The organism is Brevibacterium spongiae, from assembly GCF_026168515.1.
Taxonomy (GTDB): domain Bacteria; phylum Actinomycetota; class Actinomycetes; order Actinomycetales; family Brevibacteriaceae; genus Brevibacterium; species Brevibacterium spongiae.
In genome coordinates, this window is the sequence record NZ_CP093443.1 from 1,414,747 (window position 1) to 1,439,682 (window position 24,936).

21 protein-coding genes and 1 tRNA gene are annotated in these 24,936 nt (G+C 65.1%); 16 read left to right on the forward strand and 6 right to left on the reverse strand.

Annotated elements, in window-relative coordinates; translation table 11 throughout:
* Nucleotides 1–42: 42 nt before the first annotated feature.
* Entirely contained in the window at nt 43–2,040 is a 1,998-nt protein-coding gene (locus L1F31_RS06335; RefSeq protein WP_265419802.1) for a zinc ribbon domain-containing protein, read from the reverse strand.
* A gap of 116 nt (nt 2,041–2,156) precedes the next feature.
* On the opposite strand from L1F31_RS06335, the gene L1F31_RS06340 reads away from it, so the two are divergent.
* Nucleotides 2,157–3,482 carry a cell division protein PerM gene (locus L1F31_RS06340; RefSeq protein WP_265419803.1) on the forward strand — a complete coding sequence of 442 codons (1,326 nt, stop codon included), beginning with the start codon at nt 2,157–2,159 and terminating at the stop codon, nt 3,480–3,482.
* Nucleotides 3,483–3,581: 99 nt separating this feature from the next.
* On the opposite strand, the gene L1F31_RS06345 is transcribed toward L1F31_RS06340, so the two are convergent.
* The gene (locus L1F31_RS06345) at nt 3,582–4,034 is read right to left on the reverse strand and encodes a hypothetical protein (RefSeq protein WP_265419804.1); all 453 of its coding nucleotides are present in this window, start codon (nt 4,032–4,034) and stop codon (nt 3,582–3,584) included.
* Nucleotides 4,035–4,136: 102 nt separating this feature from the next.
* Between L1F31_RS06345 and purN the strand changes: the two genes are divergently transcribed.
* The 4 genes from purN to L1F31_RS06365 all read left to right on the forward strand — a co-directional run bounded on the left by purN (nt 4,137) and on the right by L1F31_RS06365 (nt 7,000).
* Nucleotides 4,137–4,760, forward strand: a complete 624-nt coding sequence (purN, locus tag L1F31_RS06350) for a phosphoribosylglycinamide formyltransferase (protein WP_265419805.1) — start codon at nt 4,137–4,139, stop codon at nt 4,758–4,760.
* A 50-nt stretch (nt 4,761–4,810) separates the two neighbouring features.
* On the forward strand, nt 4,811–6,355 hold the full coding sequence (gene purH / locus L1F31_RS06355; protein WP_265419806.1) for a bifunctional phosphoribosylaminoimidazolecarboxamide formyltransferase/IMP cyclohydrolase: 1,545 nt from the start codon (nt 4,811–4,813) through the stop codon (nt 6,353–6,355).
* A 106-nt stretch (nt 6,356–6,461) separates the two neighbouring features.
* Nucleotides 6,462–6,698, forward strand: coding sequence for a DUF3017 domain-containing protein (locus tag L1F31_RS06360; protein ID WP_265419807.1), 237 nt, complete (start codon nt 6,462–6,464; stop codon nt 6,696–6,698).
* A gap of 119 nt (nt 6,699–6,817) precedes the next feature.
* Complete coding sequence (locus L1F31_RS06365) at nt 6,818–7,000, forward strand: Rv0909 family putative TA system antitoxin (protein WP_265419808.1); 183 nt, start codon at nt 6,818–6,820, stop codon at nt 6,998–7,000.
* 160 nt (nt 7,001–7,160) lie between these two features.
* Here L1F31_RS06365 and L1F31_RS06370 read toward each other — a convergent pair whose 3' ends face one another.
* Both L1F31_RS06370 and L1F31_RS06375 read right to left on the reverse strand, forming a co-directional pair.
* Nucleotides 7,161–9,662, reverse strand: coding sequence for a UvrD-helicase domain-containing protein (locus tag L1F31_RS06370; RefSeq protein ID WP_265419809.1), 2,502 nt, complete (start codon nt 9,660–9,662; stop codon nt 7,161–7,163).
* 123 nt (nt 9,663–9,785) lie between these two features.
* Nucleotides 9,786–10,172: a hypothetical protein gene (locus tag L1F31_RS06375; protein WP_265419810.1), complete on the reverse strand. Its 387-nt coding sequence runs from the start codon at nt 10,170–10,172 to the stop codon at nt 9,786–9,788.
* Between the two features lie 64 nt (nt 10,173–10,236).
* Here L1F31_RS06375 and L1F31_RS06380 point away from each other — a divergent pair.
* From L1F31_RS06380 to pth, 6 genes are all read left to right on the forward strand, one after another.
* Nucleotides 10,237–10,308 (forward strand) — tRNA-Gln (locus L1F31_RS06380).
* 32 nt (nt 10,309–10,340) lie between these two features.
* Complete coding sequence (gene glmU / locus L1F31_RS06385; RefSeq protein ID WP_265419811.1) at nt 10,341–11,798, forward strand: bifunctional UDP-N-acetylglucosamine diphosphorylase/glucosamine-1-phosphate N-acetyltransferase GlmU; 1,458 nt, start codon at nt 10,341–10,343, stop codon at nt 11,796–11,798.
* The gene (locus L1F31_RS06390) at nt 11,791–12,762 is read left to right on the forward strand and encodes a ribose-phosphate diphosphokinase (protein ID WP_025777652.1); all 972 of its coding nucleotides are present in this window, start codon (nt 11,791–11,793) and stop codon (nt 12,760–12,762) included. The genes glmU and L1F31_RS06390 overlap by 8 nt, the downstream gene beginning before the upstream one ends.
* 197 nt (nt 12,763–12,959) lie before the next feature.
* Nucleotides 12,960–13,964, forward strand: coding sequence for an alpha/beta hydrolase (locus L1F31_RS06395; RefSeq protein ID WP_265419812.1), 1,005 nt, complete (start codon nt 12,960–12,962; stop codon nt 13,962–13,964).
* A gap of 151 nt (nt 13,965–14,115) precedes the next feature.
* A complete protein-coding gene (locus tag L1F31_RS06400; protein WP_265419813.1) occupies nt 14,116–14,763 on the forward strand; it encodes a 50S ribosomal protein L25/general stress protein Ctc in 648 nt (215 codons plus the stop codon).
* A 214-nt stretch (nt 14,764–14,977) separates the two neighbouring features.
* Complete coding sequence (pth, locus tag L1F31_RS06405) at nt 14,978–15,577, forward strand: aminoacyl-tRNA hydrolase (protein WP_265419814.1); 600 nt, start codon at nt 14,978–14,980, stop codon at nt 15,575–15,577.
* A gap of 47 nt (nt 15,578–15,624) precedes the next feature.
* On the opposite strand, the gene L1F31_RS06410 is transcribed toward pth, so the two are convergent.
* Entirely contained in the window at nt 15,625–16,347 is a 723-nt protein-coding gene (locus tag L1F31_RS06410) for a rhomboid family intramembrane serine protease (protein ID WP_265419815.1), read from the reverse strand.
* 165 nt (nt 16,348–16,512) lie between these two features.
* Nucleotides 16,513–17,991: an arylsulfotransferase family protein gene (locus L1F31_RS06415; RefSeq protein WP_265419816.1), complete on the reverse strand. Its 1,479-nt coding sequence runs from the start codon at nt 17,989–17,991 to the stop codon at nt 16,513–16,515.
* A 105-nt stretch (nt 17,992–18,096) separates the two neighbouring features.
* Here L1F31_RS06415 and mfd point away from each other — a divergent pair, with 105 nt between their 5' ends.
* From mfd to eno, 5 genes are all read left to right on the forward strand, one after another.
* Nucleotides 18,097–21,708 carry a transcription-repair coupling factor gene (gene mfd / locus L1F31_RS06420; protein ID WP_265419817.1) on the forward strand — a complete coding sequence of 1,204 codons (3,612 nt, stop codon included), beginning with the start codon at nt 18,097–18,099 and terminating at the stop codon, nt 21,706–21,708.
* A gap of 114 nt (nt 21,709–21,822) precedes the next feature.
* The gene (locus tag L1F31_RS06425; RefSeq protein ID WP_265419818.1) at nt 21,823–22,017 is read left to right on the forward strand and encodes a CsbD family protein; all 195 of its coding nucleotides are present in this window, start codon (nt 21,823–21,825) and stop codon (nt 22,015–22,017) included.
* Nucleotides 22,018–22,080: 63 nt separating this feature from the next.
* Nucleotides 22,081–22,539 (forward strand): MazG nucleotide pyrophosphohydrolase domain-containing protein, encoded by a 459-nt coding sequence (locus L1F31_RS06430; protein WP_265419819.1) that lies wholly within the window; start codon nt 22,081–22,083, stop codon nt 22,537–22,539.
* Nucleotides 22,536–23,342, forward strand: a complete 807-nt coding sequence (locus L1F31_RS06435; protein ID WP_265419820.1) for a tyrosine-protein phosphatase — start codon at nt 22,536–22,538, stop codon at nt 23,340–23,342. The genes L1F31_RS06430 and L1F31_RS06435 overlap by 4 nt, the downstream gene beginning before the upstream one ends.
* Nucleotides 23,343–23,553: 211 nt before the next feature.
* Nucleotides 23,554–24,834: a phosphopyruvate hydratase gene (gene eno, locus L1F31_RS06440; RefSeq protein WP_265419821.1), complete on the forward strand. Its 1,281-nt coding sequence runs from the start codon at nt 23,554–23,556 to the stop codon at nt 24,832–24,834.
* Nucleotides 24,835–24,936: the final 102 nt, after the last annotated feature.

The window sequence follows — 24,936 nt, forward strand, 5'->3', positions numbered from 1 at the left end:
CGGCCCGACCGCCTCGGCGAGGTGGCCGGGCCTCTGCGTCGGTCAGAAGTCGAAGAATTCGACCGTGAGCTTGTCCCCGTCGATCTTCACGCTTCCCGACACCGACAGCGAATTGCCGTTGGAGAAGTACGAGGATCCGGCCTTCGTGCCGTCGACGGAGAAGTCGAACTTGCCGGGCTTCTCAGTGAAGAACGAACCGGTGTTCGTATCGCCGGCACCGAAGCTGGCCTTCACCTTGGGCTTGTCCTTGAGGCTCCACTTCGCGGTTCCGTCCTTCGCCAGATCATCGAGTTCCTTGTCCGAACCGCTGACCGGGATCTCGGTCGGGTCGAACTTGATGAACTTGCACTTGGGCTTGATGCTCTTATTGTCGAAGCACTTCTTGATCTCTTTGTCGACCTGCTTCTGCACTTCGTCCTGGAACGCGCTCGTCGGCGACAGATCGAGGTTGAGCGTCGTGGGCGAGACCTGGCCCTCGTTCGGCTGGCCGCCCGGAGCGAAGGCCTTCGGGAAGTTCACACCTGCGGTGTCAGAGGCCTCCGAGACCCACTTGCTCTTGGGAATCTTGAAGTCGTAGTTGCCGGGGTAGACGGCGAACGAGGTGGTTCCCGACTTCGCCGTGTAGTCCTGCCCGTTGACAGTGAGGCCGTCAGCGGCGGGGACGTCGAGCGAGATGACGTTGAGTTCGGGGCCGGTCAGCTTCCATTTGTCGAAGAACAGATCCTGTTTGCCGTCCTTCTTCGCCGCCAACTCGACGTTGTACTGGCTGCCGTCGAGTTCGTAGGACACGATGACTTTGCCCTTGTCGCCGTCGACCTTGGAGGATTCGACCTTGGCCTTCTCGATCTTCGCCGAGGATGCCTCGGTGAAGTTCTTCGACAGCAGATCGAGGTTCGTTCCCTCGGGACGCGGTGACGGCGCGATCTTCTCCGCGGCAGCGAAGTCACCCTTATTCAGTGCGGCGATGTAGTCCTCGGCCACCTTGTCGGGGCCGTAGTTGTTCTTGTTCACGCTGCCGACGACGAGGAAGCCGACGAGAACGAGGATGGCGACGAGCGCCACGGCACCGAGAGTGATGAAGAGCGGAAGCTTGCTCTTCTTGGTCTTCTCGGGGCGAGAATCGGCTCGTGTCGCCGCGGCCTGCGAACCCGCGAATCCCGGAGCCGGCGCCGGTTGCGGAATGGCCTGCGACTGGCCGGGACCGGATCCGGTCCGTTGGGTGTTCGGTCCCGAACCGGTCTGGTACTGGTTCTGCTGGTATCGGCCCGGCTGGTTGGGCTGCCCCGGCTGGTTGGGGCCGGCTTGATTCTGCGCTCCGGGGTACGGTGCAGCGCCCGGGTACTGACCACCTTGCGGCTGGCTGCCCGGGTACTGCCCTGACGGGCTCGGCGCACCCTGGTTCTGCCCGTTCTGGAACGGCGCGTTCGGTCCGCTCTGGTACTGAGTGTTCGGTCCGCTCGATCCGTTCTGGGCACCGGGGTTCGAGTGCTGAGGGGCCTGGTTCGACTGCGGAGAGGCCGGGGCCACGGTCGGTCGTGCCGTGGGCTCATTCCCGGGCTGTCCCAGAGGAGGCGCCTTGTCGTCGGAGAATGCAGACGCCGCCGACTCCGGCGGTGCGGAGGAATCCGACGGTCCGGTTGAGCTGCTCTCGGATGAGCCGTTCTGTGCCGATGGTGTGTCTTGCGCAGAACCGGCAGCCTGAGCGGAAGAGTCGTCACCGAAGCCAGGTGCTGGCATAGCCTGGGTCGCCTCGGAGGAGTCCGAACCCGCCGCGGTCTCCGCAGGCTTCGAGTCGTCGGGGGAACCCTGCGCCTCGGTCGGTGAGGGGTCCGAGGGGTGTGGCGAGTCATCTGCGGAGTTCGCCGCAGGGTCGCCGGTCTGCTCGGGTCGAGTCGACTCCGACGATGTCACTTCGTCGGCCGCTGCCGAACCCTTGGCGCCTTCATCAGTTCGCGGATCCGAATTCGGCTTCGGTCCGCCCGTCTCCGGAGGCTCGTTGGGTGGTGGCGGGAAATTGGGGTGATCGTTCCCGTTGCTCATCGTTGGGTTCATCCTTTGCGTGTACAAGCCTGTCCTGGCGCAATTGTACTTCCCAGAACAGGGAATCGCGTGGTCAATACCAGGAAGCCGCCCCGAAGTCAGCGAAAATGGTCGTGATGCACACTTCTCCTCACCCCCAGCCCTACCGTCGCGCGATTCTGGCAGCCCTGCTCGAAGTCGTGAAGATCGACCTCATCGTCGTCCCCGCCGGCTTCGTCGCGGCCATCGCCTTCTGGATCATCGGACTCGGCTCACAGCTGCCCTATTCGGCGATTCCCGAATGGGCATTCGCGCTGTGGGCCGCGGTCACCGGGCTGAGCGTGTCCACCCTCGGCTTCGAGTTCTCCATCGCACCCACCCTCGTCACCATCGGGCTGTGGTTCCTCGTGGCAGGGGCTGCGAAACGGCTGGTCGAGGGCACCGCCGTTGACGCCCCTGAACCCGATGAGGACGAACCCGGTCGGTGGTGGGGCCTGATGACGGCAGCACTGGGCACCTTCGTCGTCGCCTACGCCGGCCCCCTGCTCGCGTTCGCCATCATCGTCGGAAACGCGGACTTCACTCCGTTCGGGTTCCTGCGCCTCCTCCTCTTCCTCCTCACTGCCGTGGGATGCGGCTTCCTCCGTGTCCGCGGCATCGGCGACATTCCCGGCCTGCGCATCCTCGACGACGAAGTGTGGGCCAGCGGAATCCGCCTGGCTCGTCGCCTGCTGTGGGGTGCACTGGCGGTGGCAGCGCTCGTGATCGCCGGCGGCTTCGTGCTCCGCTGGGACGCAGCGACCGACTCCATGCAGGCCTACAGCTCACCGCTGGCCGCCGGCATCGGGCTGCTCATCGTGCAGATCCTCTTCGCCCCGGGAATCCTCTATTCGGCGCTGTCATGGAGCGCCGGCACGGGAGTCGTCGTCGGGGGAGGCGACGTCAGCTCGGCTTTCCGGGCGACGTCCTCGCAGGTGCCCGATGTGCCGGTGCTGCAGCTGCTCAGCGGCGAGTATCCCGCCTGGACGGTCGCGGCTCCGGCGGTGCTCGTCCTCCTGGGTCTGCTGTGCACGATCCTCGGGCGGAATCGGGCCCGCGAGGTCGCAGACAGTTCGTGGTCGGGCCTCGGCGTCGCCGCAGGTTTCGTCTTTGCCGCGTTCGTCGTCTTCGGGCTCTTCTCACGTGGAGCTCTGGGACCGGTCGGCCTCTCGGGCTTCGGCCCTACGCCGCTGCTGTCGGCAACGGCGATGACGGCATGGATCGCGGTGGGCCTGGCCGCCGGGCTTCTGCTCATCCGTCTGTCGAGTCTGCAGCAGGAAACTGCCGACGGTGATGCTGACTTCGGCGATGACTTCGCAGGATTCGACCACGAGGACGCGGATCACAGCGATGTGGATCTCAGCGAAGCCGAACCGGATGCCTCAGACCGTGAGAGCACCGGAGGCGAAGAGGACCTGCGGTGAGAGCAGACCTGCGATAAGACCGTTGTCGCGATAGGACCGCAAGCGCGGGAAGCCGAACCGCACGCGCGGGCAGTCGATCAGGTCAGGAAAATGCTGGGTTCAGTTGGTGCCGGGCAGGTCGAGATCCTGCCCGGTGATCTGCTTGAACCAGTCACCGAGTCCCGACTGGTATTCGCTGCTGCAGGAGAGCTGTGCCTGCTGCGTGATCGCATCCCGCAGGCACTCCTCGTACTTCGACTGCACCGGCCAGAGGATGATCGACGACGCCGTCGAGAAGATGAGATAGAGGCTGAGCAGACCGCCGAGGATGCCCAACGACATGTTCCGACGCTGCTTGGTCTTGACCACGGCGACGATGTACTTCACCGACCATACGATCGCGGCGATGGAGAAGCCGATGGCCGCGAGCTTGAACGGCAGCTGATAGGTGAACGTCAGAACTGACGCGAGGATCAGCAGGATCAGGACGAGCCCGTGTCGTGCCGGTGCGGCCTGCTTCTCCTCTTCAGGAGTCGGCGCCTTCTTCTCTTCAGTGCTGTGTGGTGACGTCACCCCGCCAGTTTGTCATAGTCATCTGACAAATGCCTCGGCGGGCCGTCTGCACATGATGACGGCGAGGAGACCGGGCCCTGCCCCAGACGTTAGACTGGTCGGGTGCGCATCGTTCTTCTGGCCTCAGGATCCGGTACCCTCACCCAGGCAGTCATCGACGCCTTCGCCGACGGGAAGCGCGACATCGACATCCTCGCCGTCGGCTCGGATTCGCCCACGGCCGGTGTGCTGGAACGGGCCCGGGCGCACAATATCTCCACGTTCGTCGTCCGTCCCAAGGACTTCGCCGACCGCGAGGCGTGGGACTCAGCGCTGCGGGACACCGTCGCCGAACTCGCACCCGACTGGGTGGTCTCGGCGGGGTTCATGCGCATCCTCGGCGAGAGCTTCGTCGCAGCGTTCCCGTCCCGAATCATCAATACGCACCCGGCGCTGCTGCCGTCGTTTCCCGGCGCCCACGGCGTCCGCGACGCCCTCGCGCACGGAGTGAAGCTGACCGGCGGCACCATCCACCTCGTCGATACCGGCGTCGATACCGGACCGATCATCACCCAATATGCAGTGCCGATCGGAGACGACGACACCGAAGAGACCGTGCACGAGCGCATCAAGGCCCGTGAACGCGAAGAGCTGGTGCGGCTGCTTGCGCACCTGGCCCACACCGACCTCGTCGTCGACGGTCGGCATGTCCGCGGATATGCCGCCTCGGCGATGACCGCCATTTGACCCCCAGCCGTGAGAACAACCGACCGGCGACCGAACCTCAAGGAGGATCAGTGACAGGAACCCGCGCGATCAAGAGGGCGCTCATCAGCGTCTATGACAAGACCGGGTTGGCCGAGCTGGCCCGCGGACTCCACGATGCCGGAGTCCAGATCGTGTCGACCGGCTCAACGGCCGCGAAGATCGCCGAGGCGGGTGCCGAGGTGACGAAGGTCGAGGAGCTGACAGGGTTTCCCGAATGCCTCGAAGGCCGCGTGAAGACCCTCCATCCGCGGGTGCACGCGGGAATCCTCGCCGATTCCCGCAAACCTGAGCACCTGGAGCAGCTCAGCGAACTCGAGATCGAACCCTTCGACCTCGTCGTCGTCAACCTCTATCCCTTCGCAGACACTGTCGCCAGCGGTGCCGGCTTCGACGACTGCATCGAGCAGATCGACATCGGCGGACCCTCGATGGTCCGAGCAGCGGCAAAGAACCACCCCACCGTCACCGTCGTCACCGATCCGGCCGACTACTCTGCGGTGCTCGAAGCCGCCGCCGGTGAGGGATTCGACCTCACCGCTCGACGGTCCTTCGCCGCGCGTGCGTTCGCACACACCGCCGCGTATGACTCGGCCGTGGCGTCGTGGTTCGCCGCAGAACTCGCCACCGACGAGAACCCCGCATTCGCCGGTCTCACCGGTGAGAAGATCGCGGACCTGCGCTACGGCGAGAACCCGCACCAGGCAGCCGCCGTCTACTCCGACGGCACCCGCGGCATCGCCGGGGCCAAGCTGCTCGGCGGCAAGGCGATGTCGTACAACAACTACACCGACACCGATGCCGCGATCCGTGCCGCCTTCGACTTCGATCAGCCTGCCGTGGCCATCATCAAGCACGCGAACCCGTGCGGCATCGCCGTCGCGGATTCCGCTGCTGCCGCCCACCGGGCCGCCCACGACTGTGATCCGCTTTCGGCCTACGGCGGTGTGATCGCCACGAACCGGGAAGTCGACGCCGACCTGGCCGCATCGATCAAGCCGATCTTCACCGAATGTCTGGCCGCACCATCCTTCAGTGCCGAAGCACTCGAAATCCTGTCGGCGAAGAAGAACCTGCGTCTGCTCGAACTCGGAGACATCGACGTGGCCGAGACCGAGATCAAACCGATCAGCGGAGGCTTCCTCGTCCAGGACCGTGATGCGTTCCAAGCCGACGGGGATTCGTCGCAGAACTGGACGCTGGCAGCCGGTCCCGCAGCGAGTCCGGAGGTCCTCGCCGACCTCGAGTTCGCGTGGAAGGCAGGACGAGCAGTGAAGTCCAACGCGATCCTGCTGGCCAAGGACGGCGCATCCGTGGGCGTGGGTATGGGACAGGTCAACCGGGTCGATTCGGCGAAGCTGGCCGTCGAGCGTGCCGGTGCCGAACGCGCCGCCGGTGCCGTGTCATCCTCAGACGCCTTCTTCCCGTTCCCTGACGGTCTGCAGATCCTCATCGACGCCGGAGTCACCGCTGTCGTGCAGCCAGGCGGATCGATCCGCGACGAGGAGGTCATCGCGGCGGCCGAAGAGGCCGGCATCACGATGTACCTGACCGGGAGCCGCCATTTCTTCCACTGAGACGAAGCGACCTCACCCCCGTCATGCACGGCGGGGGAGAGGGCCGATCGCGAAACGGTGGATCTACTGGAAGCGACGGTATGCACATCCGACCAGGCGCGATTGGGTGCTGCTCGGCTGCCTCCTCGGCGCCATAGCGGCCGCGGCCTGCTCCTTCATCGACTTCCGTGTGGGAGCCGTGGTGCTGGCGGTCGTGCCGACGAGCCTTGCCGTGATGCGGGCGATGCCCGCGCCGTGGAACGAGGCGTGGACCAACAGGTCGAAGGTCGTCGACATCACCACGTGCCTCCTGTTCGCAGCGCTGCTCGTCGTCCTGGCCTTCATCGTGCCGACCTCCAGATGACAAGGACTATGTGCATTCGCTGGGAAACGAGACGCACCGGTGTCGCGACCACGGAATAAGTGGCAGGGTGAAAGACGTCAAGAGGTTCGCAAGAACCTTTTCCGATGAAAGGAGACAGCATGGGACTGGACGATCTGACAAACAAAGCCAAGGACGCCATGAATAGCGATAAGGGTGAAGAGATCAGCGACCAGGGCCTGGACAAGGCTGCTGACGCCGCCAACAACGCCTCCGGTGGAAAATTCGAAGACCAGATCAACAAGGGTCGCGAAGGAGCCGACGGCAAGTTCGGCAATGAATGATCTTTAATCCATAGCCGCGTCCGGCATGGATGAGCGCCGAGGAGAACTCACGTTCTCCTCGGCGCTTTCTCTGTTCTCGGGCCGGGTCAGGATCCGTCGTCGGCGCGGCCCCGCCACCGGGCAACCGGCCGCCCACCTGCTGCGTCCAGACGCCCGTGCGTCAGCCGAGCTTCTCGATCGGTGCGTATCGCAGCAGCAGACGCTTCGAACCTGCCGAACCGAAGTCGACGACGGCCACAGTCTTGTCGCCGACGCCATTGACCTCGGTGACCGTGCCGAGACCGAAGGACTCATGCGAGACCTTCTCTCCGACCTCGACGGAGATGACCTCACGATTGGGGCGGATCCGGTTGGGGAACCCTGCGACCGGCGACGAGGAGCTGGCACCGGAGCGAGACCGTGAGGAACCGCCCGAAGGTCGGGATGAACCGAAGCTGCGTGAACCACCCGAATATCCGGATGTCGAGCCGCCGAAGCCGCCTGAACCGAAGCCACCGGAGAACCCGCCGGAGAAGCTTCCGGTGTTCTCCCAATTGATGAGGCTCTCCGGGATCTCGGCCAGGAACCGGCTCGGTGGATTGTACTGAGGCTGACCCCACATGCTGCGGGTCTCGGCGCGGGAGACGAGCAGCCGCTGCCTGGCACGCGTGAGTCCGACATACGCCAGACGGCGTTCCTCGGACAGCTCCTGCGGATTCTCGAACGACCTCGAATGTGGGAAGCCGCCGTCCTCGAGGCCGGTGAGGAACACGACCGGGAACTCCAGTCCCTTGGCCGTATGCAAGGTCATGAGCGTGACCTGTCCCAGCTCGGCATCGGGGATCTGATCGGTGTCCGAAGCCAGAGCCACCTGTTCGAGGAACTGGTCGATCGCGGCCGGTCCGACACCGGGCGCGGATTCCTCGGTCTCGGCCTCCTCCGTGGAGGCGGTCGCCTCGGTGACGGTGTCATCGGTGGAGGCGGCCACCTCGGTGCCGGCTTCTGTCTCGTCCGAGGAATCCGCCTCAGCGACGGCGGCGGACTCACGAGTGGCGACGAAATCCTCGGCGACCGCGACGAGTTCGGCGAGGTTGTCGACGCGGGACTCATCCTGAGGGTCCGTGCTCTTCTGCAGCGATTCGAGGTACCCGGACTGCTCGAGGATCGCTTCGATGACGCGTGAGAGTGGTGAGGATTCTGCAGTCGCGCGCAGATCCTGCATGAGGTCATAGAACTTCTGCACCGAAGTCAGCGCACGGGAACTCAGGTGAGGGATCTCGTCGAGCCGACCCAAAGCGGTATAGAAGCTGATGCTCTCGCGGTCGGCGAAATCCGCGATGAGGCCCTCCGTGCGGTCGCCGATGGACCGCTTGGGCACATTGAGGATGCGGCGCAGATTCACGTCGTCATCGGGATTTGCGACCACACGCAGGTACGCGAGGGCGTCCTTGATCTCCTTGCGCTCGTAGAAGCGGGTGCCGCCGACGACCTTGTACGGAATGCCGGAGCGGACCAAGGCATCCTCGATCGCACGGGACTGGGCGTTGGTGCGGTAGAAGACGGCGAAATCGCCGTACGTGTACTTCTCCTCATCGATGAGATCGTCGATGCGATCGACGATGAAACGTGCCTCGCCTTGCTCGTTCTCAGCGACCCAGCCGACGATCTGCTCGCCCGAACCCTCCGAGGTCCACAGCTTCTTCTCCCTGCGGTCATCGTTGTTGGCGATGACGGCGTTCGCCGCGTCGAGGATGTTCTGCGTCGACCGATAGTTCTGCTCGAGCAGGATGGTGTCCGCGTTCGGGAAGTCCTTCTCGAATTCGACGATGTTGCGGACCGTGGCACCGCGGAAAGCATAGATCGACTGGTCGGCGTCACCGACGACGGTGAGCTCGGCTCCGGTGGCACCGCCGGCTCCGTCTCCGGCCAGCGCCTTGATCAGCGCATACTGGGCCGGGTTCGTGTCCTGGTACTCGTCGACGAGGATATGGCGGAACCGGCGACGGTAGGAATCGGCCACCTCGGGGAAGGCCCCGAAGAGGTGGACTGTCTCGGCGATGAGGTCATCGAAGTCGAAGGCGTTGGCCAGGCGCAGCCGCGCGGTGTAGCGCTTGAAGACGTCGGCGAGCACCTCGTCGGCGGGATTGTTCGGCCGGGGGATGAAGTCGTCCGGGGTCTGCAGCTCGTTCTTGAGGTTCGAGATCCGGTGCAGGATCGCGCGCGGCGCGTACTTCTTCGTATCGAGGCCGAGCTCCTTGAGGATCTGAGCGACGAGGCGCTGCGCGTCCTGTGCGTCGTAGATCGTGAAATTCGACTTCATGCCCAGGACCTTCGCCTCGCGGCGGAGAATCCGGACACAGGAGGAGTGGAACGTCGAGACCCACATGGCGCGGGAGGCCGGGCCGACGATGGAGGACACGCGTTCGGCCATCTCTTTGGCGGCCTTGTTCGTGAACGTGATCGCCAGGACTTCGCCCGGATGTGCGCGACCCGTGGCCAGGGCATAGGCGATGCGCCGGGTGAGCACAGTGGTCTTGCCCGATCCGGCCCCGGCGACGATGAGCAGCGGGGACCCGGTATGGATCACAGCCTCGCGCTGTCTCGGGTTGAGCCCGGTGAGGAGTTCGGCCGCTCGGGAGTCGGCGCCGGCGGCATGGTCGGTGTGTTCAGCTGCAGCAGTCATGTCGCCCATAACGATACCGCCCGGGTCGGACACGGCACGATTCCCCTCCATTACTACCTGACGGCGCCCCAGCAACCCGGCGAGGGGTTGCTGGGGCGCCGTCAGGTAGTAAGTAGCAGGGGGTCAGTGGACGAAGACGGCCACGATGACGTTGATGACCGCGAACGCGAACGTCAGGTGCGCCATGCTCGCCGACGGGTTCTTCGCCGCAGCACCGCCCTCGACTGGGCCAGCTGCGGCGAAGGCCTTCTGCCTCTTGTTACCGATGAAGGCGAAGACCGTGACGAGGATCGCCACGACCAGCTTGATCCCGATCTTCATCTGGTTGACCTCACCGTCGCCCATCTCCGCGAGCCCCACGAGCAGGAGCCCCGTGATGAGCTGCAGATAGGAACCGTGCAGCATTCCGGGCATCACCCTGGGGGAGCGGATGACGGTGAAATATCCACCGACAATGATCGCCATACCCAGCAGATGCAGGGTCAGAAGAATCTCTCGTAGAATTTCCATACAGTTAATCCTAGTGGCATGATGGTGTCTCGTGAGCGCGGGCCCCTCTACTGGTGCACGCTGTTCCGCCCTGGTGTAATGGCAGCACGCCGGCCTTTGGAGCCGTGCAGTATAGGTTCGAATCCTATGGGCGGAGCTGGCCCAATCCGACATGCGAAGGATTCAACTATGTCGCAGACTCGTCCGACCGCCGTCATCGTACTGGCAGCGGGCCAAGGAACCCGAATGAAGTCGGCTCTTCCCAAGGTGATGCATCCCATCGGCGGGCGCTCCCTGCTCCATCACGCCGTCTCCGCTGCGGCCGGCACCTCGCCCGAACACCTCATCGTCGTCGTCCGGCACGAACGCGATCAGCTCGTCGCCCACCTCGACGCCCTGCCGATCGCCTCTCAGCGCACCCTGCTCATCGCCGATCAGGACGAAGTGCCCGGCACTGGTCGTGCCACCGAATGCGCGCTCACCCAGCTGCCCGACGACCTCACCGGCACCGTCGTCGTCACCTACGGTGATGTGCCGCTGCTGACGACCGAGACGATCAACGGCCTCGTCGAGGTCCATGAGTCCTCCTCCAATGCCGTGACCGTCCTGTCCGCCGAGGTGGACGACCCCGGCGGGTACGGACGCATCGTCCGCGACGCGAACGGTTCCCTGCTGCGCATCGTCGAGCAGAAGGACGCAGACGAGACCGAACGCGCCATCCGTGAGATCAACTCCGGCATCTACGCCTTCGACGCCGCGGCGCTCAAGGACGGGTTGGCCTCGCTGACGACCGACAACGCCCAGGGCGAGAAGTACCTCACCGACGTCATCGGATACTCCCGCGAGGCCGGACGTTCGGTCGCTGCCACCGCCACCGACGACCTGTGGCAGGTCGAAGGCGTGAACGACCGCGTGCAGCTGGCGAACCTGGGCAAGGAGCTCAACCGCCGCCAGTGCGAGAAGTTCATGCGCGCCGGAGTCTCCATCATCGACCCCGACACCACGTGGATCGACGTCGACGTCTCGATCGCCGCGGATGCGACGATCCTGCCGGGCACCCAGCTGCTCGGCGCCACCGACATCGCCGCGAACGCCGTCGTCGGACCCGACACCACCCTCAAGGACACCGAGGTGGGCGCCGGTGCCCATGTCGTGCGCACCCACGGCGAACTCGCCGTCGTCGGCCCCGACGCCAAGGTCGGACCGTTCGCCTACCTGCGACCGGGGACCAACCTCGGCGAATCCGGAAAGATCGGCACCTTCGTGGAGACGAAGAACGCCGAGATCGGCAAGGGCGCGAAGGTCCCTCACCTCTCCTACGTCGGCGACGCCGAGATCGGGGAAGGCTCGAACATCGGCGCCGCCTCGGTGTTCGTCAACTATGACGGCGTCAACAAGCACCGCACCGTCATCGGAAAGCATGCACGCATGGGCTCGGACAATATGTATGTCGCCCCTGTCACCGTGGGCGACGGCGCCTATTCGGGTGCAAGCACGACGGTGCGCAAGGATGTCCCTGCAGGAGCGCTGGCCATTTCGGTGGCCCCGCAGCGCAACCTGGAGGGCTGGGTTCAGACAAACCGTCCCGGCACGCCCGCAGCACAGGCGGCCGAAAACGCATCCGAAGGGGAACGGCTCAGTGAATGAGATAACGACGGCGGGCGATAAGAAGCTCGTCCTGGTCAGCGGTCGGGCGAACCCCGAACTCGCCGAACAAGTCGCGGAGAACCTGGGGACTGAACTCCTCCCCACCGACATCTACAACTTCGCGAACGGCGAGATCTACGTCCGCTACTCCGAGTCCGTGCGCGGCAGCGACGTCTTCGTCCTCCAGTCGCACTGCGCTCCGATCAACGAATGGCTGATGGAGCAGCTGATCATGGTCGACGCCCTCAAGCGCGCCTCGGCCAAGCGGATCACCGTCATCGCACCGTTCTTCCCCTACGCCCGGCAGGACAAGAAGCACCGCGGACGTGAGCCCATCTCGGCCCGCCTCGTCGCCGATCTGTACAAGACCGCCGGCGCCGACCGCATCATCACCGTCGACCTGCACACCGCGCAGATCCAGGGCTACTTCGATGGCCCCGTCGACCACCTCATCGCGATGCCGATCCTCGCCGGCTACGTCAAGGACAAGTACCCCGGCGATCTCGCCGTGGTCTCCCCCGACGCCGGTCGCATCAAGGTCGCAGAGAACTGGTCGAACTCGCTCGGCGGAGTGCCGCTGGCGTTCATCCACAAGACCCGCGACATCACCCGCCCGAACGAGACGAAGGCCAACCGGGTCGTCGGTGAGGTCGAAGGCCGCACCTGCGTCCTCGTCGACGACATGATCGACACCGGCGGCACCATCGTCCAGGCCGCCGACGCCTGCATGGCCGCCGGCGCCAAGGGCGTCATCGTCGTGTCCACCCACGCTGTGTTCTCCGGCCCGGCCGTCGAACGCCTGTCGAACTCCGTGGCTGAAGAGGTCATCGTCACCAACACCCTGCCGCTGAGCGAGGACAAGATCTTCGACAAGCTCACCGTGCTCTCGATCGCCCCGCTCATCGCCCGTGCCGTGCACGAGGTCTTCGAGGACGGATCGGTCACCAGCCTCTTCGAGGTCTGAGGCCCCCGACCGCGGCGAGCACCGCAGCGAACATCAGAACCCCGAACCGATCATCGGTTCGGGGTTCTGCCATGGCTGCGGCTCATCGTCTCCGCTGCCGGGACGATCGCATGGTCCCTGGCCCAGGTGCGCCCATCGTCTCCGCGCACCTGAGGATCTACACTGGTAGCAACGCCTAAGCGAAGGGACCCGCGACGATGTCGTCACACGATTACAACCGCTACCGCGTGGACGTGGACGGCGGAAAGCTGTCCGTAGGGGTGTGGGAGCCTGTCGCCGCGGGCCCGGGCCATGTGCCCACCGTGTGCGTCATCCACGGCATCACCTCGAACCATCTCTTCTTCGCGGGCCTCGTCTCCGCCCTGCCCGGAGTCCGCGTCATCGGCCCCGACCTGCGTGGACGCGCCGATTCCCGGACTCTGCCCGGCCCGTTCGGGATGGCCGCGCATGCCGCTGACGTCAGCGCCGCGATCGCCGCCTTCGCTCCCGAGGGCCCCGTGACCCTCGTCGGACATTCGATGGGCGGGTTCGTCGCGATGACCCTGGCCGGGATCTCCCGGACCACCGGCACCGAGGCGGCTGACCGATTCCGCGGCCCCGTCCTCATCGACGGAGGACTGCCCCTTCCCGTCGGGCAGCACACCGGGGCTGGCCCGGTCGATGACCTCAACGACGAAGACCTCGACACCGACGACCTCATCGCCGCCGTGCTCGGTCCCGCCGCTGAACGACTGTCGATGAGCTTCGGCACCGTCGAAGAGTACCTCGCCTTCTTCGCCGCACATCCGGCCTTCGTCGACGGACTCGACACCGTGGCCACCGAGAGCTTCGTCTACGACCTCGCGGCCAAGGACGATCACTCCTTCCAACCCTCGACCTCGATCGAGGCGATGCAGGCCGACTCGTCCGATATGTACACGGGCTCGGCGTATCAGGAAGCACTCGAAGCGGTGATGGGCGACGCAGAGAGTCAGGCCGAGGTCGTCTTCCTCTACGCCGAACGGGACCTCGTGGCTTCGGAGCCGGGACTCTACCCACCTGAACTCGTCACCGACTACACGCACAAGTGGCCGCAGATGAGCGTCATCGACGTCCAGGGCACGAACCACTATGACATCCTGCTCACCGAAACCGGCATCGACGCCTGTGCCGATGCGGTCAACGGCCGACTTGGTACCGTTGCCGACAGTGCCGTAGAATGATCAGGTTGCCTCGGCGAGGGAGACTGGTGTCTCCGTTATCGACGCGGTCCTGTCCGACGAACACCCAAGAACCGATCGGTTCGAGATTCGCTTCGGATTCAGGCTGTTTCGCCGTGGTGCTCGAAGGTAAGTTCACCACGAAGGAGAGAAAATGGCTGACTTCAAACTTCTGGCCGAAGCTCGCAATGAGTTCGGCAAGGGCGCAGCGCGCCGCATCCGTCGCGCGGGTCGCATCCCCGCTGTCGTCTACGGTCACGGCGGAGACCCCGTGCACATCTCGCTCGAGGGCCACGCCACCATGATGGCGCTCAAGCACGCCAACGCGCTGCTCGAGATCGAAAGCACCGACGGTTCCAAGAACGTCCTGGCCATCGCCCGCGACGTGCAGATCGAGCCCGTCCGCCGCGAGATCGAACACCTCGACCTCATCATCGTCAAGCGCGGTGAGAAGATCGAGGTCGACGTGCCCGTGCACGTCGTCGGAGAAGCCGCACCCGGGACCATGGTCTCGCAGGAAGAGTCGACCATCGCCGTCAAGGCCGATGCGACCAAGCTGCCCGAGCTCATCGAGGTCTCCATCGAAGGCCGTCCCGCCGGCGAGCACGTGCTGGCCGGTCAGGTCGAACTGCCTGAGGGCGTCGAGCTCATCGCCGATGAGGAACAGCTCATCGTCAACGTCTCCGAAGAGATCGAGATGGACACCGAGTCGGATGCAGAGGAAGAGGCTGCTGAAGAGTCGACCGAGGAAGAGTCGGCCGATGAGTCCTCCGATGCAGAAGAGGCCTCCGAAGAGGAGTGATCTCACGTCTCACAGCGCCTTGATGCTGTGAGACGAGTGCAGAACGACGACGCTGTTCGGTGGGTCGCCCTGAGGGCGGCCCACCGAACTCGTCTCGGCTCCTGGACCATTCCGGAAGCCCGCACGCCCAGAGCCGGACGAACAGCTCATCACCCCTGCCCAGCGGGTACGCTGGGTGCCGGATCAGCGGGCAGCAGACATACGGAGGACGGCAATGACGAACGAGGCGTGGTTGGTCTTCGGACTGGGCAACCCCGGTCCGAAATACGAAGCGACCCGTCACAACATCGGACAGATGGTCATCGCCGAACTCGCCTCACGCATCGGCACCGGGCTGACCCGGACGAAGCTGAGGTCCAATGTCGGCACCGGCCGTCTGCCCACCGGCAGCGTGCCCGGCCTGCCCGGACCGCGCGTGGTGCTGGGAACCTCCACCGGCTTTATGAACGAGTCAGGCGGTCCGGTGCGGCAGCTGGCCGATTTCTACGGCATCGACACCGAGCGGATCATCGCCGTCCATGACGATGTGGACATTCCGTTCGACGCCATCAAGGCCAAACGCGGTGGGGGCGAAGGCGGCCACAACGGCCTCCGGTCGATGACCTCGGTGCTGGGAACGAAGGACTATCTGCGGGTGCGAGCCGGAGTGGGACGGCCACCGGGACGCCAGGACACCGCCGACTATGTGCTGCGTCCCTTCTCCAAGGACGAACGGACCACTCTGCCGATCTTCGTCTCCGACCTCGCAGACGCCGTCGAGACGCTCATCAATGACGGTCTGGACGCAGTGCAGCAGAAGTTCCATTCCCGCTGATCGGACCCGCCGGGGCGGCCGAGACGTCATCGCGGGAGCAGACGGCCTCACTTCGCAGGGGCGTCACCCTGTCGCCGACGATGCAGCAGCCACGCGGCGAAGATGCCGCCGGCGAAGCCGAAGAGGTGCCCCTGCCAGGAGATGTCATTGGTCTGCGGCAGCATGCCGAAGATCATCGATGCCCCGTAGGTGATGAAGATGAAGAGTCCGATCGCGAAGTAGACGATCTTGCGCAGCACGTCTTCGGTGAACCACGTGCGCACCGCAAGGTAGCCGAAGAAGCCGAAGACGATGCCCGAGGCACCGATGATGTGCTGGCCCGGCCAGGTCGTCAGCCAGGCACCAAGGCCCGAACTCAGGGCTGTGATCGCCGTGACCTGCCAGAAGCGACGTGATCCTCCGAAGGCGATGACGATGCCGAGGACGAGGAACGGGAACGTATTGGCCGTGAGGTGGCCGAATCCCGAATGCAGCAGCGGTGAGGTGATCAGCCCGTAGAGGGAGAGCGGATTCCACGACTGCAGGCTGAAGGCATCGAGGTCGAACGGGAGGAGCGCATCGACGATCTCGATGACCCACATCACCGCCAGAACAGCGATCACCGGCACGAACCGCGCGAGATGGTGATCGCGGTCGACGCTGGTGGGCAGGTGTGCCACCGGGGGATTCGAAGAGCGGTCGGGGCGGGGAGACCCGGAACCGGCGGAGTCGGTGCCGAAGAGCATGCGGGATTCCTCAGCGGTGAAACGAGGGGAGGGGTCGGAACTCATATCTCAATTGTGAGCGATGAAGATTGGAGAACCCCGAATATCCGGGGAACTTGCGCAATCGTGATCGTTCCGTTAGTCCCGTTATCGCCTCGCAATGTTCTCAGACGTCGGGTTCCCGCGTGGCACCGGCTCGGTGCGGTCCCGGCGCCCGGCGTCGACCTCGCCTCACTGTGATCGCGGCGCCACTCGAGTCGATGCGAGCGTCTGGCCGTCCTCATCGAGGGCTTCGACGACGATCTTCGACCCGTGCGGGGTGATGTCGGCTGCGGTTTCGAACCCGGTGCGCTGCACGACATCGTTCTCGCTGAGGTGGTCTTCGTCGTCACCACTGAGCACCCGCCACGATTCCACCTCGGTGGCGCCGTTCCAACTCATGTGGATGCGGGTGAGCCCGGCCTGCGGCTCGGACTTCGTCGCCGTCGGCGGGGCGACGGGCTGAGCATGCCACTCGGACCGGTACGCCCGGTAGTTCGACCCGCCCACGAACGTGAGGTCGGTGAGCAGCTTCCCGTCCTTCGTGAATTCCGAGACATAGGGTTCCGAACCCCAACCGACGACGACATTGCCGTTGTCGAGTTCCTGCATATTTCCCTGACTGCCCGACGACCGATCGTCGGGAGCCGGGTACTCGGTGACCACCTCGGCGCGCTTCTTCTTCTCATCGACGTCGAGGCGCAGACCGCGGGAATCGCCGAGGCGGGGCGCGGCGTGGTTGTCGAACATCGTCACCGTCCCATCGGAGCGGCGGTGGGCGTCGTGCTGCCACGCGAAGGTCGCACCCTCACCCATCTCGAAGTCCGAGGCCTTGCCGCCGAGAGTCCAGTTGAGTTCGCCTGAGTCCCGGTCGAGCTGGTAGACGGCATGCGTATTCCGGGCGGAGACGAGGAAGGACTTCCCGTCGTCGTCTTCGCTGATGGAGTTGAGATGGATGTAGTCGTAGGGTTCGTCCTCCGTGCCCTCACCGTCCTTGAGTTCGGCTTCGGACTGGTCGACGGGGACGGCGTCGAGCGAGCGCCATTCGAACAGGGGCTCGCCTGTGGCGATGTCGACCTCCTGGACGACTCCCTCCCATGCCCAACCGTCCTTCTCTCCGCCGACGGAACTGAGATCGGTCTGCGTCTTGACGTAGGAGAGGAGGAGCATCGTGTCGTCGTCGGTGATCGTCGTCTCGTGGAGGTCCGAGGTGCCCTTGGGCAGTTCGCCGCCCATGCCGACGCGGGCGATCTCCTGATACGAGGTGTCGAGGATGACGACCTCTCCGGCCGTGTGCGGGGTCTCGGCCAGACCCTCCCACCAGGTGAGCACCGGCTCATCCCGATACTCCTGGACCCGCAGGTCCCACAGGGAGTCTCCGTCTTCTCTGATCCACAGCGGATCCCCGGCGGCATCGAGGATGAGTCCACCGACCCACGACTTGTCGTCGGCCGCAGTCTGACCCTTCGGCGCCAGCACTGTCGCCAGGTCACCGTCGTCGGCGGGGAACTCTGTGGAGTCGATGTCGACCTTCGGCGGTGAGAGATCAGGGCGGGAATGGAAGTCCCAGCGTTCGGCGACCGGGATGTCCTCATCGGCATCGGCGGTGCAGCCCATGAGCAGCAACGTGGTGGCAGTCAACCCTGCCAGGACGAATCTCAACTTGGCCATATGCTCATCCTCACACGTTTTGATGAATTGCGTGAGAACCCGCTGGGAGGCGTCCCCAGGGAGTCCCGGATGGGCCGTGTCAGGAGCGTGGCCTAGACTGTTCGGGTGCTCAACGGACTCGATCTCACCCGCCGGAATCCCACCATCACCGGACTCGTCGCCGCATTCAACGACCCGAATGAGGGTGGGGGCACGATCGACGCGATCAAGGGACTGTGGCCGTCGATCCTGCGGCGGACCGTCAATGCCGGCGCCGCAGGAGACGGCGCAGCCGCCTCGGCGCCGCAGCTCATCGTCACCGCCACGACCCGCGAAGCCGAGGACCTCACCCAGGCGCTCGCCGACTGGGTGCCTGCGGACTCGATCGCGATCTTCCCCAGCTGGGAGACCCTGCCGCATGAGAAGCTCTCGCCGCGTTCGGACACCGTCGGCCAGCGCCTCGAGGTGCTGCGCCGTCTGACTCACCCTGCGCCCGGGCGGGAGCTGACCTTCATCATCATGCCCGTGCGCGCGTTCCTCCAGCCCCTGGCGAAGGGACTCGGCGACATCGCTCCGGCAGAGCTCGCCGTCGGAGACGAATACGACATCGACGATCTGGCCGCACGCCTGACCGAACTCGCCTACTCTCGTGTCGACATGGTCTCGCGGCGGGGCGAGTTCGCCGTCCGCGGCGGCATCGTCGACATCTTCCCGGCCACCGCGGAGCGGGCGCTGCGTGTGGAGTTCTTCGGCGACGAGGTCGACGAGATCCGCGAATTCTCCGTCAGCGACCAGCGTTCCATCCCCGCCGCCGAAGGCGAAGCACCGCTGACCCTGTCCGCACCCCCGTGCCGGGAGCTGCTCCTGACCGATTCGGTCCGCGCACGCGCAGCGAAGCTCGCCGAGGAGGTTCCCGGCGCCGCGGACATGCTCGAGAAGATCGCCGGCGGAGTCGCCGTCGAAGGCATGGAATCCCTCTCGGCCGTCCTCGCCGACGGGATGGAGCCGATCATCGCGCTGCTGCCCGCGGACTCGAAGATCATCATCACCGAACCCGAACGGGTCGAAGCCCGTGCCGCGGACCTCGTGGAGACGACGAACGAGTTCCTCGAGGCCGCATGGGCCGGAGCCGCCGCCGGGGGAGAGTCCCCGATCGACCTGTCCGCGGCCAGCTTCCGCACCGTTGCGGAGATGGAGGACGGTGCGCGTCTCATCGGGCTGGCCTGGTGGGAGATCGGCGGTTTCGCCCACGATGAGGAACTCGCCGCCCCGGAAGAGAACATCTTCTCAGTGCCTGCCCGCATCCCGAAGGGCTACGCCGGTGATGTCGAAGCGATTCTCGCCGACGTCAAGGGCCTCATCCACGACAGATGGCGGATCCTGGTGCTCACCGAGGGGCCCGGACCGGGCCGCCGGATGGTCGAAGTGTTCTCCGAAGCCGGTGTGCCCGCGACCTTCGTCGATGACCCCACGGACCTTCCCGAAGCGCTCGTGACGGTGACCACTGCGGCCTCCTTCGGCGGGTTCGTCTTCGACGATCTCAAACTTGCCGTGCTCACCGAAGCCGATGTGCTCGGCCGGGCGGCGGCCACCTCGACGAGGGACATGCGCCGGCTGCCCACCCGACGGCGCCGCAACCAGGTCGACCCGCTCAACCTAGCGCCCGGCGACTATGTCGTCCACGACCAACACGGTGTCGGTCGCTTCGTCGAAATGACGCAGCGGACCACCGGACGGGGAGCGAACAAGCACACCCGCGAATATCTCATCATCGAATACGCCCCGGCCAAGCGCGGGCAGCCCGGCGACCGTCTTTACGTCCCGTCCGACGCGCTCGACCAGGTCACCCGGTATGTCGGCGGAGAGAGCCCGAGTCTCAACAAGATGGGCGGCGCGGACTGGCAGACGACGAAGGCCAAGGCGCGCAAGGCCGTCAAGGAGATCGCCGGGGAACTCATCCGCCTCTATTCGGCCCGGCAGGCCACGGTCGGTCATGCGTACGGTCCGGACACCCCCTGGCAGCGCGAACTCGAGGACGCCTTCCACTACGTCGAGACCGCCGACCAGCTCACCACCATCGACGAGGTCAAGTCCGATATGGAGAAGACGGTGCCGATGGACCGTCTGATCTGCGGAGACGTCGGCTACGGAAAGACGGAGATCGCGGTCCGAGCCGCATTCAAAGCAATTCAGGAGGGCAAGCAGGTCGCGGTGCTCGTGCCGACGACCCTGCTCGTCCAACAGCACTATGAGACCTTCGCCGAACGGTATTCGGGATTCCCCGTCACCGTCGGGGCACTCTCGCGCTTCCAGTCGAAGCAGGAGTCCGAGAAGGTCAAGGAAGCCTTGGGCGCAGGCACACTCGACCTCGTCATCGGCACCCACCGGCTGCTCAGCGGCGAGGTGAGGTTCAAAGACCTCGGTCTGGTCATCATCGATGAGGAGCAGCGTTTCGGCGTCGAGCACAAGGAGACGCTCAAGGCGCTGCGCACCAACGTCGATGTCCTCGCGATGTCGGCGACGCCGATTCCGCGCACACTGGAGATGGCCGTCACCGGCATCCGCGAGATGTCGACCCTGGCGACGCCTCCCGAGGAACGGCACCCGGTTCTGACCTACGTCGGCAAGCGCGAAGACAAGCAGATCAAAGCTGCGATCCGCCGTGAGCTCATGCGGGAAGGTCAGGTCTTCTACATCCACAACCGGGTCCGCGACATCGAAGCGGTGGCCGGTCACATCGCCGAGATGGTGCCCGAAGCCCGGATCGCCATCGCCCACGGCAAAATGAACGAAACCCGCCTGGAGCAGGTCATCGTCGACTTCTGGGAGAAGAAGTACGACGTGCTCGTGTGCACGACGATCGTCGAGACAGGCATCGACATCGCGAACGCGAACACGCTCATCATCGACAACGCAGACCGGTACGGTCTCTCTCAGCTCCACCAGCTGCGCGGGCGAGTGGGCCGCGGACGCGAACGCGCCTACGCCTACTTCCTCTACCCGCCGGACACTCAGCTGACCGAAACCGCACACGACAGGCTGACGACGCTGGCGGCACACACGGAGCTGGGTGCCGGTATGCAGGTGGCGATGAAGGACCTCGAGATCCGCGGCGCCGGCAACCTCCTCGGCGGTCAGCAGTCCGGACACATCGAAGGGGTCGGATTCGACCTCTACGTCCGTCTCGTCGGCGAAGCTGTGGCGAAGTTCCGCGGGGAGGACACCGAACCCGAAGCGGATATGCGCATCGAACTGCCCGTCGACGCCCACCTGCCCGCCGACTACGTCGACCACGAGCGGCTGCGCCTCGAGGCGTACCGAAAGCTCGCTGCGGCAGCGAACGAAGACGAACTCAAGGAAGTCCTCGACGAACTCGTCGACCGCTACGGGCCCTACCCGGCACCGGTCGGAGTGCTCGCTGATGTGGCCCGGCTGCGCATCCGCGCCCGCGCCTCCGGCGTCAGCGACATCGTCATGCAGGGCAACTTCATCCGCTTCGGGCCGGTCGAACTCGCCGACTCGCAAGTGGTCAGGCTCAAGCGCCTGTACCCGAAGTCGCTGCTCAAACCGGCGCTGCGCTCCGTCCTCGTGCCCAAACCGATGGCCGGAACCGGGTTCGATGCGAAGGAGATGACCGATTCGGACATCCTCCGCTGGGCCCACCAGTTCCTCGACGCGATCCTGCCCGTCGTCGAATCCGAAGCCACGGAGAAGTCGGAGGCCGTCACGAACGGTTGAGAACTCACCGACTGTTCTCTCACCGCCGGCCCACCTGCGGCAGCAGTGGCGTAGAGTGCGAAGAGCGGAGCAATCCGCTGTACGCGAGACACCACTCGACGAAGGAGAATCGCCATGGGCGTTGACGACAAGTTCCAGAACAAGGCAGAAGACCTCGGCGGACGGGCCAAGGAGTCCATCGGTGACGCCACCGGTGACGACGAGCTCAAGGCCGAAGGCGCAACCGATCAGCTCAAGGCCAAGGCCAAGGACGTCGGCGAGTCCGTCAAGGACCTCGGCGCATCGGTCAAGGACAAATTCTCGAAGTGACCGCAGGAACGGCCCTCACCGCCTCGGTGGTGGGGGCTTTTCGCGTCAGCAGGAGGAGCGCGCGTGGATGAGCCCGGAACCCCACGGGGACCCGTCACCCAGCCGGTGGTTGAGGCGATGGCGACCCTGCGCCGGCGCTGCCCCTGGTCGAGCCGACAGGACCACCGCAGCCTCGAGAAGTACGCCCGCGAAGAGACCGATGAGCTCATCGAGGCCCTCGAGGAATTCAATGCCTCACCGACACCGGACCACCGGGCCGCGGTGGTCGAAGAACTCGGCGACGTGTTCTACCAGGTGCTCTTCCACTCAGCCCTGCTCGACGAAAGCGGCGGACACGACTACGGTCACAGCCTGGGAGCCATCATCGACGGTCTCGAGGAGAAGCTCATCCGCCGCCATCCGCTGGCCTTCGGCGACGACGCCGGGGACGAGATGGCCTCGTTGGAAGACGTCGAACGCGAATACCGGCGGATCAAAGCGGACGAGAAATCCGCACGGCACAGAGAGGAAGACGACCGATGAGCCTGGAGCGTCTCGCTGTTGAGGGCACCTTCAACTTCCGTGACCTCGGCGGCGCCAGCACACAGTCGGGCGAGCGCGCGGTGCGACTGGGGCAGGTGTTTCGCGCCGATGGTCTGGCGCAGCTGACCGACCGGTCACGCACCGCTATGCGCGAACTCGGAATCGGCACGGTCATCGACCTGCGCGATATCGGCGAACGGTCGAAGCTGCCCGATGCCCTCGACGGACTCGACGTGACCCACATCGAACTTCCCGTCTTCGACGATCACTTCTTCCCCAGCCGACCGATGAGCGTCAAAGAGATGAAAGCCGCTGCGAAGGCGACCGGAATGGACCTCAGCGACCGTTCGCTCGAACGCATCTACGACCTCATGATCACTCACTTCGGGCACCGCCTGGCCGCAGTCGTCGACTCGATCGCCGAGCATTGCGGCACCGGAGTCGTCTTCCACTGCTCTGCCGGCAAGGACCGGACCGGTGTGGTGGGAGCGTTCGTGCTCGACCTCCTCGGTGTGGGCAGGGAGACGATCATCGACGAGTACACGGTCACCTCCACCCACCTCGCCGACGGCTTCCTTGACTCGATCACCAGGAACTTCGCCGATGCCGGCATCTCCGGCAACCTCGCCGTGACTGCCACCGCCGCCCCTGCCGAACTCATGCATGAAGTCCTCGATCGCGTCGAGACCGATCACGGGGGAGTCGAAGCGTATCTGCTCGCCCACGGGATGGACGAGGCCACACCGCAGCGGCTGCGTGACTGCCTGCTCGAACCCGCGACCGAGGTCTCAGCGGCCGTCTGAGACCACCGCCGAGCGATGACCTGGCTGTGCGGCACCGAGTCTCTTGGTCGTGACACGGCGTCTAGCGTGTGTGAGACGGCTTCGCCCGTGTGCGACTCTGCGTCTCCCGTGCGTGACATGGCGAACCGAGAGTGAGCCAGGTCGCGCGTTGCATTAAGCTGTCCTGCAGGCACATGTTCCCCATGTGAAACCAAAAGCTAAGGAGTACTCAGTGGCTGAGATCGTTGCCGCAAATGCCCGCGAAATCCTGGATTCCCGGGGAAACCCCACCGTCGAGGTGGAAGTGCTGTTGGCCGATGAGTCCGTCGGCCGTGCCGGTGTCCCGTCCGGCGCCTCCACGGGAGAGTTCGAAGCCGTCGAACTGCGCGACGGAGACCCGGAGCGCTATCTGGGCAAGGGTGTCACCCAGGCCGTCGATGCCGTCGTCGACGAGATCCACGAAGCCATCGTCGGGCTCGAAAGCGACGATCAGCGACTGGTCGACCAGGCGCTCATCGAACTCGACGGAACCGACAACAAGTCCCGCCTCGGCGCGAACGCGATGCTCGGCACCTCACTGGCCGTCGCCCGCGCGGCAGCAGTCTCCGCGGACCTGCCCCTCTACCGGTACCTCGGGGGACCGAACGCGCACGTCATGCCGGTGCCGATGATGAACATCCTCAACGGCGGATCCCATGCCGACTCGAACGTCGACATCCAGGAATTCATGATCGCCCCGATCGGTGCCGCCAGCTTCCACGAGGCTCTGCAGTGGAGCGTCGAGGTCTACCACGCACTCAAGGGCGTGCTCAAAGAACGCGGACTGTCGACTGGGCTCGGTGACGAGGGCGGATTCGCCCCGAACCTCGACTCGAACGCCGCTGCACTCGACCTCATCCTCGAGGCCATCGACATCGCCGGCCACCGTCCCGGACGTGACATCGCCGTCGCCCTCGACGTCGCCTCTTCGGAGTTCTACAACGACGGGGTCTACGAATTCGAAGGCGGGAAGAAGACCGCCGCAGAGATGGCCGCCTACTACGAGGAGCTGCTCGCGAAGTACCCGCTCGTGTCCATCGAGGACCCCCTCGACGAGAACGACTGGGACGGATGGGCAACGCTGACCGAGGCGATCGGTTCGAAGGTCCAGCTCGTCGGCGACGACCTGTTCGTGACCAACCCCGAGCGTCTGCAGCGCGGAATCGACAACTCGACTGCGAACTCGCTGCTGGTCAAGGTCAACCAGATCGGCACCCTCACCGAAACCCTCGACGCAGTGTCCCTGGCACAGACGAACGGGTACACGACGATGATCTCGCACCGTTCGGGTGAGACCGAGGATACGACGATCGCCGACCTCGCTGTGGCCACGAACGCCGGTCAGATCAAGGCCGGAGCTCCGGCGCGGTCGGAGCGCGTCGCGAAGTACAACCAGCTGCTGCGCATCGAAGAGCAGCTCGGTGATGGCGCCCGCTATGCCGGTCGCGGAGCCTTCCCGCGCTTCGAAGCCTGAGCGAACCAGGCAGAACTCCCCGAGGCGGGGTCGGACGATCGATCATCGATCGTCCGACCCCGCCTCGGTGCTTTGGGGTGCTCCCGCCTCAGTGCTTACCCG